Below are 15,577 nucleotides of genomic sequence, written 5' to 3'. Positions count from 1 at the left end.
AACAGTTGCCTCACGCAACTGAGCTGATATTGTCGAACTGTGGCGATCGACAGAGAGATCGAGAGCATCCGTGACTCGCTCGTGCGGGTGGTGGCCGAATGGAGCCGCAACGACCTGCAGGCTTCGGTCGCCGCGGAGCTCGACGCCCCTCTGGATGCCACCGAGGTCCGCGCGCTGTACACGGTCGGTGCGGGCGGCGGCTCCCTCGGATTCAGCGAGCTCGCCGAACGAGCGTCTCTGTCGCGCCCGACCGCTTCGAAGCTCGTCTCCCGCATGTCCGCCCAGGGGCTCTTCGATCGAATCCGCTCCGGACGCACGGTCGTGGTCCGGTTGACGGATGACGGCATCGAATCATATGCGCGACTCGTGGCCGCTGGGCAGCAGATGGTGGGAGAGGCCCTCGCGGGCTGGACTCCGCACGAGATCGCGGACTTCCAGACCAGCCTCAGTCGTTTCGTCGTCGCGCTGCCGGGAGCGTCTCGAGCGACGGTCTCCCCCGTTCCACCCGACACCGTCCCATCAACTCAGGAGGAAACATGACACGCACCTACGTCATCACGGGCGCCGCATCCGGCATCGGCGCCACCACTGCTCAGCTGCTCCGCGCGCAGGGACACACCGTCATCGGCGTGGACCTCGCCGGCGTCGAGGTCTCCGGCGACCTGTCGACCCCCGACGGCCGCCGGGCGGCGGCGGAAGCGGCCATCACGGCCGCCGGCGGCATGATCGACGCGGTGATCGCGTGCGCCGGCATCGCCGCGCCGATCTCGAAGACGATGGCCATCAACTACTTCGGCGTGACCGAGTTCCTGGAAGCGCTTCAGCCGACGTTGAGCCTGGCGGACCAGCCGCGCGCCGCCGTGGTCTCGTCGATGGCCTCGCTGCAGCCGGTATCGGCCGAACTCGTCGACGCCGCGCTGAGCGGCGACGAGACGCTGGCGCTCGAGATCGGCGACCAGCTCGCGACCACCCCGGAGGCCGGATTCCTGAACTACTCGTCGAGCAAGCGCGCACTGTCGCGCTGGGTCCGCCGCGAATCCGTGACACCGGCATGGGCCGGCGCCGGGATTCCGCTGAACGCCGTCGCCCCCGGCACCGTCACCACGCCGATGACGGCAGGGCTGCTCGGGAACCCGGAGGGTCTGGCGCAGGTCGACGCCGCGGTGCCGATGCCGCTCAACTACCACCAGCCGGCGTCGTCCATCGCCGAACTGCTGATGTGGCTGACGAGCCCGGCCAACACCCACATGGCCGGCCAGACCATCTATTGCGACGGGGGCGCCGACGCAGTGCTCCGCGGCGACGACATCTGGTCGTGGAACGACGCCCCTCGACGCTGACGCGCAGGGGATGACCGGGCCCGATCCGCAGCGGATCGGGCCCTTTCGCATTTCATCGTCGTCGTTATTTTGAATGACTCAAAATAACGTGATACGGTCGGAGGGAACCGGACGGCCAGATCGTCCTTCCCGCGTCGACATCCGACAGTCTTCGGGAAGACCCCTGGCCGCAGGACCGCGCGCCGTCCACCGGGGCACCTCGCCCCAGGGCTATTCGGCGTGCCCGCGCACGAGACCGAGTGCACCCGCATTCGACCGCGTCCGGCGAGACGAGAGGAACCGCTGATGGAAGAGACCCGATCCGGCTGGAAGCCGAACCCGGTGTTCAGTTCGATGCCGCACTCGATGGGCCGCGGCTCACGCGAAGACATCGTGTGGGAGGCGCTCGAACGCGTGAACGGCAAGCCGACGCCCACGATGGGCGCGATGCAGGCCGCCATGGGAAACGAGTCGCAGATCCGCATCGTCCAGGACACGATCCGCGCCTATCTCGACGCGCACGGCCTCCGCGATCTCGCCGAGCTGGGCGCCCGTGCCGGGGGTGCCGCGTGAAGGCCCGGCCGGCGCAGGCGGACCTGACCCTGCGCATCCGCCCGACGGACCTGTGCCGCACGCCGCCGAAGAGACCGGCTGCCGATCAGTTCGTCGCGCACCTCTGCTCGACCGGGCTCGGCAGCGTCTCCTACATCGTCGGTCGACGTGATCCCGAGGCGCCCCGATGGATCGTCCTCGACTACGCCACCGGCGGTCACGAGCGAGTGTGGCGCCGAACGCGAGCGCACGGAGACGGAGTGCTGTCATACACCCTCGTCGAGGACGACTCCTCGAGCGGGTACCTCACTGTCGCCTGACGAACGGGCCGCCGGCCGGGGTTCAGGACGCGACCGATCCCCCGAACACGACCACTGACCCGGCACGCGAACGCGCGGCCCGGAGCGCCACGGCGCCCAGCGCTCCGGTGGCGAGGATGCGCGCCAAGGTCAGCACGTTCGAGACGAGGATCATCGCGCCTTGGTCGGTCACACTGCCGGACAGGAAGGCGCCCTGGAGCAGCGACCCGAAGACCACGGCGGCGAGCGCAATCGCCGGAATGAACCTCCAGGGTTTCGGCAGCGGACTGCGGAGGACTCCGGCGACGATCGCACCGCTCAGCCCCAGCTCGACGAGAGCGTTCAGGTAGAGCGGTGCCGCCGAGGCGATTCCGAATGAAGCGGTCAGCGCTGGCGGGGCCACGGGGAGCCAGACGGCGAGGAGGAAGAGCGAGATGATCGCTGCCCTCGGCAGGCGGAGGGTGTCGTCGTGGCGCGCAGCTCCGACGCCGGCGGCGACGAGCGCGAGACTGAAGGTCAGTGTCACCGCGGTCGAGACCCCGCTGAGAGCACCCAGGTCAAGTGAACCCGGAAGACTGCGGAACGCGGCCAGCAGGGCCGAGGCCATGAACAGCGCTCCGGATGCCAGCCACCATGGTGACCACCGCGACGGTGCGTCGTCGACCCCGATCACCGGGGAATCAGGTCCACTCATCGTTCACCGCTTCATCGTCCAGGGGCAGGTCCTGCGTTCCACCCTGTCAGAAACCGCAGAGCAGCGCCCTAAAGCCCGGACCCAGGGTCCTACCGGGCCGACTTCGTCGCGAAGGCAGGACGCACTCACCTCACGACGCGGGTGTTCCCACTGGTCAGCGGCGCACCGTCGGCGCCGAGGGGCGCAGATGCGACCACCCGCTCACCCGCCGCATCGACGAGAGTTGAATGAGCTTCCCCGGCAACGAAGGCATGGCGCTCTCCCCAACCCCGCAGGGCGAGGATCACCGGGAAGAGCTCCTCGCCGGCAGCGGTCAGTTCATAGTGCTTCCGCTTGGCCGGGGGAGCATCGACCTGCTCGACGAGCCCGTACGCGGCGAGGCGGCGGAGCCTGTCGGCGAGGATATTGCGCGCGATCCCCGTGCGCTGCTGGAAGTCGGTGAACGTGCGGGCGCCGTCCATGGCATCGCGGATGATCAGCATGCTCCAGCGGTCGCCGACCAGGTCGACGGTGCGCGCGACGGGACAGGTCGGATCGGTCCACTGCGGACGATCGGGGGCATCGCTCATGAGATCTCCAAGAGTTGCAATCTGCAACCAGTATGCCCTACGGTCACTTTGGTAGCAATTTGAAACCAAAGGACTTGTGTGGATCTCCGGAAGAAGACACTGCTGGCCGCCATCTGCGCCGTCGCCGTCGCGACGGTCTATGCCGCGCAGCCCGTGCTCGCGCAGATGGGGCGAGACCTTCAGCTGCCGACCGATGCGCTCGGCTGGCTGGTGTCGGCGGGACAGCTGGGCTACCTCGTGGGACTCGTCCTGCTCGTTCCCCTCGGCGACCGCTTCGACAGGCGGAGGCTGATCGCCCTCCATCTCGGCCTCGTGGCCGCCGGGATGCTCGCGGTCGCAGTCGCCCCGGCCGCGGGCGTCGCGTTCGCCGGCCTCACACTCACGGGGATCTTCGCCGTCGTCGTGCAGACGACCGTGGCCTACGCCGCAGCGGTGTCGGATCCCGGCGAGCGCGGACGGAACCTGGGCTTCGTGACGTCGGGCGTGGTGGTCGGCATCCTCGGGTCGCGGCTGATCGCCGGCATGATGGCCGATCTCTGGGGGTGGCGCAGCGTCTACGTCGTCCTCGCGGCCCTCTCGATCGTGTTGGGGGTCGCAGCACTACGTCTACTGCCCACCGACGTGCGTCCACCCGCCCGTCGATATGCAGACCTCGTCGGAGGCATCGGCCGCCTGCTCACCGAACCCGTCTTCCTCAGCCGCGGCGCGATCGCCTTCTTCCTCTTCGCCTCGTTCGGAACGCTCTGGAGCGGAATGGCGCTTCCTCTGTCGGACGCGCCCTGGGAGCTCTCCGAGACGCAGATCGGGTTCTTCGGCCTCGCCGGCCTGACGGGTGCTCTGGGCGCCGTTCGCGCGGGCCGCTGGGCGGACGGCGGGGAGGCGAATCGCGTCACCGGACTCGCACTCCTCGCCCTGATCGTCTCCTGGGTGCTGATCGCACAGCTCCCCTGGTCACTGACGCTGCTGATCGTCGGCATCGTCGTGCTCGACTTCGCGGTTCAGGCCGTGCACGTCAGCAACCAGCACACTCTCACCGCGCTGCATCCGGATCGAGTCTCCACGACCATCGGCGGGTACATGGTCTTCTACTCGCTGGGGTCTGCCGTCGGCGCCGTCACCACGACCGTCTCCTTCAGCGCGTGGGGATGGGCCGGATCCTCGATCCTGGGCGCGGTGTTCGCCGCCGCGGCTCTCGTCGCGTGGCGACTCGGACTTCCCTTCGTCGGGAAGCCCCGGAGTGGCGAGCCGGACTCAGCACGCCACTCGGGCCCGATCACGCAGCGGGGATGATCGGCGACATCAGTGCGCCAGGTTGGTCCAGACCGTGCGCGTCTCCAGGTACGACTCCAGGTTGGCGTGGCCCATGTCCCTGCCGTAGCCCGACATCTTGAATCCGCCGAAGGGGGCGGCCGCATCGGTCGCACCATACATGTTGATGTAGACGGTTCCCGCCTGCAGGAGTCGTGCGAGTCGGTTCGCCTTGCTGATGTCGCGCGTCCAGATGCCCGCCGCGAGGCCGTAGGGCGAGTCGTTCGCCCGGCGCGCGATCTCGTCGATGTCGTCGAAGGGCTGCGCCACCACGACGGGGCCGAAGATCTCTTCACGCACGGCGGTGAAGGTGTCGTCCACGTCGGTCAGCACGGTCGGACGGATGTAGAAGCCACCGGGGATCGCGGCATCGGGGAAGGCGGATCCTCCCGCGGCGACCGTGGCCCCCTGCTCCTGAGCGCCGTCGATGTAGCCGAGCACGCGCTCGTGCTGACGGGTGGAGATGACCGGCCCGATCTGCGCCGACGGGTCGAAGCCATGGCCGACCGTCATCGACGAGGCGATGTCGGCGAGCCGACCGACCACGTCGTCGTACGAGCGCTTCTGCACGTACAGCCGCGAGCCCGCCGCACAGGCCTGACCGGCGTTGAAGAAGATCGCGCTGGCCGCAGCGGCCGCCGCCTCTTCGACCGGGCTGTCGTCGAAGATGATGTTCGGGCTCTTGCCGCCGAGCTCCAGTGTCACTCTCTTCACCATCGGAGCGGCACGCTGGGCGATGCGCGTACCCACAGCCGTAGATCCGGTGAAGGCCACCTTGTCGACGTCGGGGTGGTCGACGAGCGCCTCGCCGGCCTCGGCACCGTATCCGGTGAGGATGTTGAGGACGCCCTTCGGCATGCCCGCTTCGAGCGCGAGCTGCCCGAGGCGCAGCAGAGACAGCGGGGTGTTCTCGGCGGGCTTCATGACGATCGTGCAGCCCGCGGCGAGCGCGGGAGCGATCTTCCACACACCCATGAGCAGCGGATAGTTCCAGGGCACGATCTGCGCGACGACTCCGACCGGGACACGTTCGGTGCGCACCATCGCATCCGTCACGGACACGGGGATCGTGTTGCCCTCGATCTTCGACGGCCAGCCGCCGAAGTACTCGAAGTGGTTGATCGCGAGCGGCAGATCGACGCTCGCGGCGGCACCCTTGAGCTTGCCTCCGTCGAGCACCTCGAGCTCCACGAACTCGTCGGCGCGCTCCTCGAGCAGGCGGGCGAGACGCAGGATGATCCGTCCGCGATCGAGCGCGCTCATCTTCCGCCAGGGCGCATCCGGTGCGAAGGCGCGACGCGCAGCCTGCACCGCGCGGTCGGCGTCCACCGCATCCGCCGCCGCCGACCGGGCGATGACGGCGCCCGTGCCCGGGTCGACGATGTCGATGGTGCGCCCGGAGTGGGCTTCGACGAGCTCTCCGTCGATGAGCAGGCGAGGAGGCTGGGCGAGGAAGCGCTTCGTCGCCTCGCTGATATCGGGATCGATGCTGATGTGCGTGGGGACGGTCGTCATCGCGGCTCCTGTTCAGGCGTGGTGCAGGGCGGCGAGCGCCTCGGCGGGGAAGGCGGTCTCGGTGTCACCGAGAAGCAGCGCGCGGTAGGTCGCGGTGGCCGCCTCCTCGAGGTTGAGCGCGCGGCGGAAGGCCATGCTCACGGAGTCGCCGAGGGCGGAGCAGCCGTGGTGCCCCATGATGATGCAGTCGTGGTGTGCGGCCTGCTCGGCGGCGGAGTCGGCGAGCTCATCCGATCCGTTCGGGTAGTACGGAGTGGTCCCGACCGAGCGCACGTAGTAGGCGTGGTCGAGGGTGATCAGTCGCACGTCGTGACCCAGGGCGTTCAGGAGCACCGCGTGCTGCGGGTGCACATGCACCACGGCGTTGACGTCGGACCGTGTGGCGTAGCTGCGCTGGTGCAGCTTCCACTCGCTCGAAGGGCTCGGGGAGCCGCTGATCACCTCACCCGACAGGCTCATGACCGAGAAGTCCTCGGGCGTGAGCCTGTCGAGCCAGGTGCCGGAGCCGGTGACCACGAAGGTGTCCTCATCGATGCGCGCCGAGATGTTGCCTCCGGAGGCGAGGGCGAGCCCGCGGGCGACGATGTCGACGCCGACGGCCGAGAGTTCTTCGATGAGTGATTCCACACGCGTGGTCATGGGTGACTCCTTGTCAGGGTGGGGGATTCAGGCGGCGACGGCGCTCGGGGCGAGGTTCGCCGAGACGACGTCATCCGCCTCCTTGGGCGCCTTCAGCAGGAACGTCAGGCCGAAGCCGACGAGGTAGAGCACGGCGATGATCCAGACGGTGCCCTCGACGCCGATGGGTGCGGCGAGGCCCGCGATGACCGGCCCGATGAACTGGCTGAGGCCGGCGCCGAGGTTCAGGATGGCGACCGCGGCAGCCTTGTTCTTGGGGGCGAGCAGCGGGACGATAGCCGACAGCGGCACGAACATGCCGAGGGCCAGGCCGTAGACGATGGCGATCGCGATCGTGACCAAGAAGTTGGGTCCGATCAGGGTGGGCACGTAGAAGAGGGCGAGCACGGTGACGAAGCATCCGATGCCACCGGCCCAGGCGACCACGTTCACGCGACCGATCCAGTCGGCGAGGTAGCCGGAGAGGAGGTTCGCGGCCACGTTCGCGGCGAGCATCGTGCCCCAGATGATCTGCCACTGCGCCAGGTCGAAGCCCACGTCGCGGACCATGTAGGTCGTGAGGAACACGACGAACGCATAGAAGGAGAGCGTGTTGATGATGCGGATCACGCCGCCGACGCCGACCTTCGGGTTGGTCGCGACGATGGTGAGGGAGCTGACGACACCCTTCACGCTGCTGGCGACGGTGACCTTCTTGGTCACGGGATTGCGCAGCAGCACGAGCACCATCACTCCGCCGACGACCACGAAGGCGAGCGCCATCCACAGCGTCGCGAGCTCGCCGATGATCGGGATGACGGCCCCGGCGAAGTAGGAGCTGAGCACGCCGAGTCCGAGCGTGGAGAAGAACCAGTACCAGCCGACGGCGCGACCCATCACCTGCTCGTCGGTGTCGATCGTGACCCAGACCAGGAACCCGTAGGCGAACATCGGGTAGCCGAGCCCGCGGATCCCGAAGGCGAGGAGCATGATCTCGAAGTTGCCGGCCATGACGCCGAACACGAGGAAGAGCACCTCGAAGACGACCCAGATGCCGAAGCCGAGCATCATGACGCGCTTGGGGCCCCAGGCTTCGGCCAGGGCGCCGCTCAACCAGGCGGCCACCGCGACGACGATGCCGTAGACCGACCAGAGGAGGGCGATCTGACCGCCGTCGAAGCCGCGCTCGTCGAGGTACGGCGAGAGGAAGCCGGCCTCGATGCCGTCGCCGATCATGAAGATCGTCAGGGCGACGAAGCCCCAGGCGATGGGCCGCGAGATGCCCTGAGAGCTGAGGAGGCGCGCGAAGCGGCCCTCGGCGGGAGGTGATGCGGGGGTGACCATGGGTGTCTCCTCGTTGAGCGCGTAGAGATTTCGGGATGTGGTGTACATTTGTTCAGCATCGTGAACGAATGCCCATGGACATCTTGGGCACGCGTCGCGGAATTGTCAAGCAGGACCGGAGGAGTCGGCGTGGGAGGATGTTCAGCATGCTGATGGGTCGCGTGGCGCGCATGTACTACGAGCTGGGGCTCACGCACCAGGAGATCGCCGACGCACTCGGCCTGTCCCGCGTCCGCGTCACGAGACTGCTCGCCGAGGCCCGCGACAGCGGCATGGTCGAGATCATCGTGCACGTCGAGGAATCGCTGTTCGCCGCCGAGGAGCAGGCACTGCTCAGCCGCTACGGACTGCGCCAGGCCTGGATCGCCCCGAGCGTGGACGACCCCGCGAAGGCGTCCCGCGCGATGGCGACGGTCGGCGCAGAGGCGCTCGCGAGCGTCATCGACAAGGACACCACGGTCGCCATGGGTCTCTCCACGGCAGTCGCCGCCGTGGTCGATGCCTTCCCGGCCCGACCGCTCGGCGCCCGCTTCGTGCCCCTCACCGGATCGAGCAGTGGTCTCGCGAACGGTGCCAACCCGCACGAGCTCACCCTCGCGCTGGCACGCCGCACCGACGGATCGGCCTTCCACCTCCCGGCCCCCCTGGTCGCCGCGACGCCGCAGGCCGCGGAGAGTGCCTACGCCGACCCCGGTGTGCGCGAGGTGCTCGCACGAGCGGCCGAGGCCAGCACCCTGATCGCGGGCATCGGCAGCACGCACGACAGCCGCGGGCTGCTCTTCGGGTCGCTGAGCGAGCGCGAGCGAGCCGCGCTCCTCGAGGCCGGAGCGATCGGCGACATCGGCGGACGCTTCTTCGATGCGAACGGAGCCCCGGTCCGCGGCGAGCTCGACTCCCGCGTCGTCGGGCTCGACCTCGATCAGCTGCGCGCCATCCCGCACCGCCTCGCGATCGCGGCGGGCGCGGCGAAGCTCGACGCCGTTCGCACCGCCCTCTCGAGCGGCATGGTGAACATGCTCGTGACCGACTCGAACACCGTCACGGCGCTGCTCGACTGACGCGCTGGGGAGCGGACCGCGCGACGCACGATCCGCTCCCCGCGTTCAGACGCTCAGCCGACGGCGGCGAGAGCCTTCTCGTTCGCGGTTCCGGGAACGCGCTGCCCGGCGACCCAGCCCCGCAGCGCCGCCGCAGCGATGCGCGAGTGCTCGACGATGACGTCATCCGAGGCGCCCGCGATGTGCGGCGTCAGCGTGACGTTGTCGAAGGTGAAGAGCTCGTGATCCTGCGGGAGCGGCTCCTGGTAGTAGACGTCGAAGCCGGCACCGGCGATCCGGCCGTCGCGCAGGACGGCCATCAGTGCCTCCTCATCGATGATCGCGGCGCGGCCGGCGTTGATCAGATAGGCGTCCGGGCGGAGGAGCGCGAGCTCGCGCTCACCGAGAAGCCCCTCGGTCTCGGGCATCAGCGGCACGTGCACGGTGACGATGTCGGAGGTCGAGAGCACCTCGTCGAGGGGCACGACGCTGGCCTCGTCGCCGAACGCATCGGGGGCGAGGAACGGGTCGTACACCTTGACGGTCATGCCGAATCCGCGGGCGCGAGTGACCATCCGACGGCCGATCGCGCCGCCGCCCAGGATGCCGAGCGTGCGCCCACCGAGCCCGATCGAGCGGAAGACCTCGTAGGGCTCGAACACGTCGTCCTCGGTCCAGTTGCCGGCACGCAGCCAGCGCTCCGACTGGCTCACCTTGCGGACGGTGGCCAGGAGCAGGGCGAAGCTCAGATCGGCCGTGACCTCGGCGTTGCGGCCGGGGGTCGTGAAGACGGGGATGCCGCGGGCCGTGCAGGCGTCGAGGTCGACGTTCGCCGGCTTGGCACGGCAGGAGACGACGGCCTTGAGTTCGGGCGCCTTTGCGAGCGCGCTCTCGTCGACCACGTCGAGCTCGGCGATGACGACATCCGCTGCGGCGAGCGCGTCGTCGACTCCACGGTCGGCGAGGGATCCGCCGTCCATGGTCGGGTCGATCAGGGTGACGTCGAAGGCGTCGGCGAGGGAATCGGCGATGCCGGCGTCGAACGGAGCGGTGATGAGCACCTTCGGGCGGGACGTTTCAGTCATGTGTCTTCTTTCAGGTGGTGGTCAGTGAGCCGAGGACTCGGGAGCGGGATGCTGCTCGGCGCTCTCGCGGAGGCGGCGGAGTCCGCCCCAGTGCGGGCGCAGAGCATCGCGCGTCGCGAGGAAGAGCGCATACGCGTCGTCGTACAGCGCGGTGCGGGCGGCGTCCGGAGAGAAGGTCGTGGTCGACGGCGTCAGTCGGCGCGACGCGTCGTGCAGGTCGTCAGCCAGGCCGACCGCGGCCATCGCGAGCATGGCGACGCCGCGGGCGCCCACCTCCGGTTGGTCTTGACGCACGATGTCGCGAGCCAGGACGTCGGCCAGGATCGTGCACAGGAGGTCGGAATCGGAGCCTCCTCCGCAGACGAGCAGGGGGCCTTCCAGCCCCAGCGCGTCGGTGGACTCGCGCAGGCTGAAGGCCAGGCCCTCGTAGACGCTCCGCAGCAGCTGACCCGGTGTCGTGGTGACGCTCATCCCGAGCCAGGATGCCGAGGCGTCGGGGGCGAAGAACGGAGCTCGCTCGCCACTCGGGGCGCCGTAGGGGAGGTAGATCACGCCCCCGCTGCCCGGCGCGACCGCAACGGCCTGCTTCTCGACGACGACCCAGTCCTCGTCCGCGAGGCCGAGCGTGGCGCGCACCCAGTCGAGGTTGGGGGTGCCGGTCATCGGGGCCATGGACTCCAGAACCTGGGTCCCTCGACCGGTGGCGAGCACGATGCTCGATTCGCTGCGCACGTCGGCACGCGAGGCGTGGTTGATGCCGACGAGGCTCGTCGTGCCGAGGATGGCGTAGCCACGGCCGTCGTCGAGCACGCCGAGTCCGATGCCGGCAGCCGCGGTGTCGACGACTCCGACGACGACGGGCAGCCCCTCGGGGAGCCCCAGCGCCGCTGCCACTCGCGGCTCGAGCCGGCCGGCGATCTGCTGCGGATCGAGCACCTCCGGCAGGTATTCGCGCACGTGCTCCTGTCCGAGTGCGGGGAACAGCTCTTCGGCGTACGCCCCCGTCGCGGTGTCGAGGTAGGTGCGCGAGGCCTCGCTGGGATCGGTCGCACGGCGACCGGTGAGCTTGAAGCGCAGCCAGTCCTTGCAGTTCAGCTGCGTCGTGACGCGCTCCCGCAGGGTCGGATCCGCCGCCATCAGCTCGTCGACGAGGATCGGCAGCGCACCGGAGAAGAGAGGAGAGCCGGTGGCCTGGTGCACGGCCGCCGCGCGTCCGTCATCCAGCCAGTCATCGAGGCGTTCGTGAGCCCGCCCGTCGAGCCAGAGGGCTGCGGGACCGACGGGCCGACCGTCGGCATCCACCAGCCAGGCGCCGTCGCCCTGGCCGGTCACACCGATCGCGACGATCTCCGCGTCGCCGATGTCATCGACCACGGCAGCGATCGTGGACGCTGCGGCATCCCAGATGTGGTTCATGTCGGCTTCGGCGCGCCCGTCTTCGGCCCGCTGCACGCGCACGCTCGAGCGGGAGACGCTCGCGATGCGACCGTCGAGGTCGAAGGCGACGGTCTTCACCGATGTGGTGCCGGCGTCGACGCCGAGGATGATGCGAGTGCGGCTCTGCACACTGAACTCCGAACAATAGTGCGGGCTGGTGATCTATTGTTCAGTATAGCTCGGTGTCGGGGGAGCGCAACGGTGGGTCGTCGGCCGGGCCGCGGACACGGGGGCACCCCCCCGGGCACACGCAAACCCGGGTGTCGGCCGGAAGGCGGGCACCCGGGTTCGCGGCGCTGACCTACTCGATCGCCTGACGTCGGCGGCGGATCGCCACCAGGAGCCCGCCCGCGAGGAGCAGAACGACACCGGCAGCCAGCGCACCGACGGCCACCTGGCCACCGGTCACCGCGAGTGGATCCGGCTCACCCAGCGGATGCGTGGTGCACAGGCCGTTCCCCTCGACGCAGATCGGTTCCTCGCCGGTCACCGCGATCACGTTGCCGAGGCTGTGGTTCCCCTGATCGGCCCACGGCTGCACCGTGACCACGTATGTCACGGTGGCCGTGCTTCCGGATGCGACCGAGCCCGTGATGCGGATGGTCCGCCCCTCGACCGCCGTGGCCAGCGCCTCCGTCGACGCCTGGGGTCCGCGGGTCAGTGTCGCATCGTCGAGGACATCGGTCAGGTGATCGGTGTAGTCCACGTCTGCACCCGCCGCATCCGGGTCGGTCGAGACGTTGCGGAACGTCACGGTGTACTCCACCTGCTGCCCTTCCTCCACCTCGGTCCCCGACGCGGGGTCGGCCGACTTCACGACCACCACGCTGCTGACGTGATCCACGGTGCAGTCGGGGAACTCCTCGCCCTCGGCGACGACGCACTCGGCCGGTGGGGCCGCGTCGGGGTCGAGGAGGTAGTTCGACAGGCGGTCGTCGCCGCGCTCACCGTCCGGGTTGACCGTCGCCTGGTAGGTGACGGTCACGGCATCTCCGGGTTCGAGCGAGCCGGTGATCCCGAAACGCCCGTCGACGATCCCGGAGACGGCGAGCGCGGCATCCGAGCTCACCGGATCCGACGTGACGGTCGCATCATCGAGGACGGTCGTGAGATCGTCCTCGCGGTCGACCGTGACGGGCCCGGTGCCCACGCTCTCGAAGTGCAGCGTGTAGGTCACGACCTGCCCGGGCACGACCGTGCCTCCGGAGGCCGGGTCGACCGTCTTCCAATCGCGCAGCTCGCCGATGAAGTGGTCGGTGCCGGGCGGCACGAACGGGTCGCAGTCGGGGTCGCCGTCGGCGCACACGTACGGCGGGGCGTCCGGGGTGAGGACATTGGCGAGGATGTTGTCGCCGCGGTCGCCGTCCGGCAGCACCGCCACCTGGTAGGTCACCGTGACGACGGTGCCGGCGGGAAGCGAGCCCTCGATGCGGATCTGCTCCGCGTCCGCATCGAATATCGGCGTGATGCCGGCGACATCCGCGGTCGGGCCTGCTGTGAGCTCGGCATCGTCGAGCACCTGCGACATGTCATCCGACGATGCCACGTCACCGGCGCCCTGGCCGCTGTTGGTGAACGTCAGCGTGTAGGTGACGACCTGGCCCGCCTCCACGGTCGTCCCGGCGACCGGGTCCGATGACTTCTCGGGAGTGATCCGTGGCAGATCGATGTCCACCGGCGGGGTCACCGGGTCGCAGGCCACATCCGGCGCGCACACCGGCGTGGCCGTGTTGACCAGATCCGTATCTCCCGCGTTCGTCACGGTCACGGAGTAGGAGATCGACACCGATTCGCCGACGGCGACCGGACCCGACCAGGCGAGCACCGAACCCTCCAGGGTCGGAGCCGGCACCAGCGACCCATCTGACGCCACCGCTGCGGCGTCGCCGTTGTACGAGGCGTCGTCGATCACATCGATCAGATCGTCCGTGAAGCCCGCGGGGACGAACGACGTGTACGCGCTCTCCCCGTCGTTGGTCACGGTGACCGTGTACGTCACGACATCACCGGTCCGCACGCCCGCCGTCGCATCCGCATCCTTCTCTACCGAGAAGTGGCGGATCGGATTCGATGTGTCCGGGCATTCTTCCGCGCCGCACGAACCGTCCGGGTTCTGCAGGACGTTCGCGAGGACATGGTTCTCTTGATCGGCGAACGTGCTCACGGTCACGGAATAGGTGACCGTGTACGTCGCGCCGGCGGGGATCGATCCGGTGACCACCAGATCGGTTCCCTGCAGTTCTGCGGTCAGCGCCGCGTTCGATGGCGTGATCGAGCCCGCGACCAGCGCCGCGTCGTCCAGCACGTCGGACAGGTCGTCGACCTTGTCCACCGTCGATGCCGCAGCCCCCACACTCTCGAACGTCAGGGTGTAGGTCACGACCTGCCCGACATCCACAGCTGTGCCGGACTCCGGGTCCACGGTCTTGTCCACCGCGAGCTGGCCGACCGGGTGCTCCGTGCTCGGCGGCACGAACGGGTCGCAGTCCGGGTCGGTGTCGCCGCACACGTAGGGCGGCACATCCGGGGTCAACACATTGGTGAGGACGTTGTCCCCCCGTTCCCCGTCGGGCAGCACCGTCACCTGGTACGTCACCGTGACGACCGCGCCCGCAGGGAGCGACCCCCCGATGCGGATCTGCTCGGCACCCGCGTCGAGCGTCGCCGTGATGCCGGCGACGTCCGCGATCGGGTCCGTCGTGACCTCCGCGTCGTCGAGCACCTCCGACACATCATCGGTCGAGGCGACGTCACCCGCGGCCTGGCCGCTGTTGGTGAACGTCAGCGAGTACGTGATCACGTCACCGGCGACCACACCCGAGCCCGAGACCGGATCGGAAGACTTCTCCGGGGTGATGCGCGGCAGGTCGATGTCCACCGGCGGCGTCACCGGGTCGCAGATGACGCCCGGTGCGCACACGGGCGTCGCCGCATTGACCAGGTCGGCGTCACCGGCGTTCGTCACGGTCACCGAGTACGTGACCGATACGGATTCGCCCGCCACGATCGGCCCCGACCACGCGAGAACCGCACCGGTCACCGTGGGAGTCGGCACCGTCGAACCGTCCGACGCCACCGCGACCGCATCGCCGTTGTAGGACGCGTCGTCGAGCACATCGGTGAGATCGTCCGTGAACCCGGCCGGCTCCGTTGCCGTGTAGGCACCCTCACCGTCGTTCGTCACGGTGACCGTGTACGTCACCACATCACCGGTCTGCACGCCCGTGGTCGCATCCGCGTCCTTCTCGACGACGAAATGACGGATCGGGTTCGACGTCTCCGGGCAGTCCTCGACGCCACACGATCCATCCGGATTCTGCACGATATTCGCAAGGAGGTGGTTCTCCTGGTCCTCGAACGCGCTCACGGTCACGGAATAGGTGACCGTGTACGTCGCGCCGGCGGGCACCGACCCGGTGACCACCAGATCCGTGCCCTGGAGCTCTGCGGTCAGCGCCGCATTCGACGTCGTGATCGAACCGGCGAGCAACTCCGCGTCGTCCAGCACGTCGGACAGGTCGTCGATCTTGTCGACCGCCGATGCCGCGGCACCGACACTCGCGAACGACAGGGTGTAGGTCACCACCTGTCCCGCGTCGACCGAAGTGCCCGACTCCGGGTCTACCGTCTTGTCCACCGAGAGCTGACCGACGGGGTGCTCCGTACTCGGCGGTACGAACGGGTCGCAGTCCGGGTCGCTGTCATCGCATACGTACGGCGGCACATCCGGGGTGACGACGTTGGTGAGGATGTTGTCGCCGCGCTCACCGTCCGCCAGCACGGTCACCTGATACGTCACG

The 15,577-nt window shown here is 68.9% G+C and carries 14 protein-coding genes; 6 read left to right on the top strand and 8 right to left on the bottom strand.

Going from position 1 to position 15,577, the window contains the following annotated elements; translation table 11 throughout:
- The first annotated feature begins 39 nt into the window (after window positions 1–39).
- From ACCO44_RS00320 to ACCO44_RS00305, 4 genes are all read left to right on the top strand, one after another.
- Window positions 40–540, top strand: a complete 501-nt coding sequence (locus ACCO44_RS00320) for a MarR family winged helix-turn-helix transcriptional regulator (protein ID WP_372467797.1) — start codon at window positions 40–42, stop codon at window positions 538–540.
- Window positions 537–1,340 (top strand): SDR family oxidoreductase, encoded by an 804-nt coding sequence (locus ACCO44_RS00315; protein ID WP_372467796.1) that lies wholly within the window; start codon window positions 537–539, stop codon window positions 1,338–1,340. The genes ACCO44_RS00320 and ACCO44_RS00315 overlap by 4 nt, the downstream gene beginning before the upstream one ends.
- Before the next feature lie 285 nt (window positions 1,341–1,625).
- Window positions 1,626–1,892, top strand: a complete 267-nt coding sequence (locus ACCO44_RS00310; RefSeq protein ID WP_372467795.1) for a hypothetical protein — start codon at window positions 1,626–1,628, stop codon at window positions 1,890–1,892.
- On the top strand, window positions 1,889–2,191 hold the full coding sequence (locus ACCO44_RS00305) for a hypothetical protein (RefSeq protein WP_372467794.1): 303 nt from the start codon (window positions 1,889–1,891) through the stop codon (window positions 2,189–2,191). The genes ACCO44_RS00310 and ACCO44_RS00305 overlap by 4 nt, the downstream gene beginning before the upstream one ends.
- A gap of 22 nt (window positions 2,192–2,213) precedes the next feature.
- Here ACCO44_RS00305 and ACCO44_RS00300 read toward each other — a convergent pair whose 3' ends face one another.
- Together ACCO44_RS00300 and ACCO44_RS00295 are read right to left on the bottom strand one after the other, a co-directional pair.
- Entirely contained in the window at window positions 2,214–2,864 is a 651-nt protein-coding gene (locus ACCO44_RS00300) for a hypothetical protein (RefSeq protein ID WP_372467793.1), read from the bottom strand.
- Window positions 2,865–2,989: 125 nt separating this feature from the next.
- Window positions 2,990–3,433 (bottom strand): winged helix-turn-helix transcriptional regulator, encoded by a 444-nt coding sequence (locus ACCO44_RS00295; protein ID WP_372467792.1) that lies wholly within the window; start codon window positions 3,431–3,433, stop codon window positions 2,990–2,992.
- Between the two features lie 78 nt (window positions 3,434–3,511).
- On the opposite strand from ACCO44_RS00295, the gene ACCO44_RS00290 reads away from it, so the two are divergent.
- On the top strand, window positions 3,512–4,723 hold the full coding sequence (locus ACCO44_RS00290) for an MFS transporter (RefSeq protein WP_372467791.1): 1,212 nt from the start codon (window positions 3,512–3,514) through the stop codon (window positions 4,721–4,723).
- Between the two features lie 9 nt (window positions 4,724–4,732).
- Here ACCO44_RS00290 and ACCO44_RS00285 read toward each other — a convergent pair whose 3' ends face one another.
- The 3 genes from ACCO44_RS00285 to ACCO44_RS00275 are packed head-to-tail and all read right to left on the bottom strand — an operon-like array spanning window position 4,733 to window position 8,266.
- Window positions 4,733–6,256 carry an aldehyde dehydrogenase family protein gene (locus ACCO44_RS00285; RefSeq protein WP_262002449.1) on the bottom strand — a complete coding sequence of 508 codons (1,524 nt, stop codon included), beginning with the start codon at window positions 6,254–6,256 and terminating at the stop codon, window positions 4,733–4,735.
- 12 nt (window positions 6,257–6,268) lie between these two features.
- Window positions 6,269–6,895, bottom strand: coding sequence for a class II aldolase/adducin family protein (locus ACCO44_RS00280; RefSeq protein WP_372467790.1), 627 nt, complete (start codon window positions 6,893–6,895; stop codon window positions 6,269–6,271).
- 27 nt (window positions 6,896–6,922) lie between these two features.
- On the bottom strand, window positions 6,923–8,266 hold the full coding sequence (locus ACCO44_RS00275) for an MFS transporter (RefSeq protein WP_372467789.1): 1,344 nt from the start codon (window positions 8,264–8,266) through the stop codon (window positions 6,923–6,925).
- A gap of 98 nt (window positions 8,267–8,364) precedes the next feature.
- Between ACCO44_RS00275 and ACCO44_RS00270 the strand changes: the two genes are divergently transcribed.
- On the top strand, window positions 8,365–9,276 hold the full coding sequence (locus tag ACCO44_RS00270) for a sugar-binding transcriptional regulator (protein WP_167381513.1): 912 nt from the start codon (window positions 8,365–8,367) through the stop codon (window positions 9,274–9,276).
- Window positions 9,277–9,329: 53 nt separating this feature from the next.
- Here the strand turns inward: ACCO44_RS00270 and ACCO44_RS00265 are convergent, their stop codons facing one another.
- The 3 genes from ACCO44_RS00265 to ACCO44_RS00255 all read right to left on the bottom strand — a co-directional run bounded on the left by ACCO44_RS00265 (window position 9,330) and on the right by ACCO44_RS00255 (window position 15,576).
- The gene (locus tag ACCO44_RS00265) at window positions 9,330–10,340 is read right to left on the bottom strand and encodes an NAD(P)-dependent oxidoreductase (RefSeq protein ID WP_372467788.1); all 1,011 of its coding nucleotides are present in this window, start codon (window positions 10,338–10,340) and stop codon (window positions 9,330–9,332) included.
- Window positions 10,341–10,361: 21 nt separating this feature from the next.
- Complete coding sequence (locus ACCO44_RS00260; RefSeq protein ID WP_372467787.1) at window positions 10,362–11,906, bottom strand: FGGY family carbohydrate kinase; 1,545 nt, start codon at window positions 11,904–11,906, stop codon at window positions 10,362–10,364.
- Window positions 11,907–12,078: 172 nt separating this feature from the next.
- The gene (locus ACCO44_RS00255; RefSeq protein WP_372467786.1) at window positions 12,079–15,576 is read right to left on the bottom strand and encodes an LPXTG cell wall anchor domain-containing protein; all 3,498 of its coding nucleotides are present in this window, start codon (window positions 15,574–15,576) and stop codon (window positions 12,079–12,081) included.
- Between the last annotated feature and the right edge of the window lies 1 nt (window position 15,577).

Source organism: Microbacterium maritypicum, from assembly GCF_041529975.1.
Taxonomy (GTDB): Bacteria; Actinomycetota; Actinomycetes; order Actinomycetales; family Microbacteriaceae; genus Microbacterium.
Note: the sequence above shows the minus strand (reverse complement) of the source record. Positions and strands in the feature narration are given on the sequence as shown.

What these genes read in the sequence shown, in the direction of transcription:
- ACCO44_RS00315 (WP_372467796.1), top strand. Translation starts at nt 537, where the DNA reads ATGACACGCACCTACGTCATCACGGGCGCCGCATCCGGCATCGGCGCC.
- ACCO44_RS00310 (WP_372467795.1), top strand. Translation starts at nt 1,626, where the DNA reads ATGGAAGAGACCCGATCCGGCTGGAAGCCGAACCCGGTGTTCAGTTCG.
- ACCO44_RS00300 (WP_372467793.1), bottom strand. Translation starts at nt 2,864, where the DNA reads ATGAGTGGACCTGATTCCCCGGTGATCGGGGTCGACGACGCACCGTCG.
- ACCO44_RS00295 (WP_372467792.1), bottom strand. Translation starts at nt 3,433, where the DNA reads ATGAGCGATGCCCCCGATCGTCCGCAGTGGACCGATCCGACCTGTCCC.
- ACCO44_RS00285 (WP_262002449.1), bottom strand. Translation starts at nt 6,256, where the DNA reads ATGACGACCGTCCCCACGCACATCAGCATCGATCCCGATATCAGCGAG.
- ACCO44_RS00280 (WP_372467790.1), bottom strand. Translation starts at nt 6,895, where the DNA reads ATGACCACGCGTGTGGAATCACTCATCGAAGAACTCTCGGCCGTCGGC.
- ACCO44_RS00275 (WP_372467789.1), bottom strand. Translation starts at nt 8,266, where the DNA reads ATGTACACCACATCCCGAAATCTCTACGCGCTCAACGAGGAGACACCC.
- ACCO44_RS00270 (WP_167381513.1), top strand. Translation starts at nt 8,365, where the DNA reads ATGCTGATGGGTCGCGTGGCGCGCATGTACTACGAGCTGGGGCTCACG.
- ACCO44_RS00265 (WP_372467788.1), bottom strand. Translation starts at nt 10,340, where the DNA reads ATGACTGAAACGTCCCGCCCGAAGGTGCTCATCACCGCTCCGTTCGAC.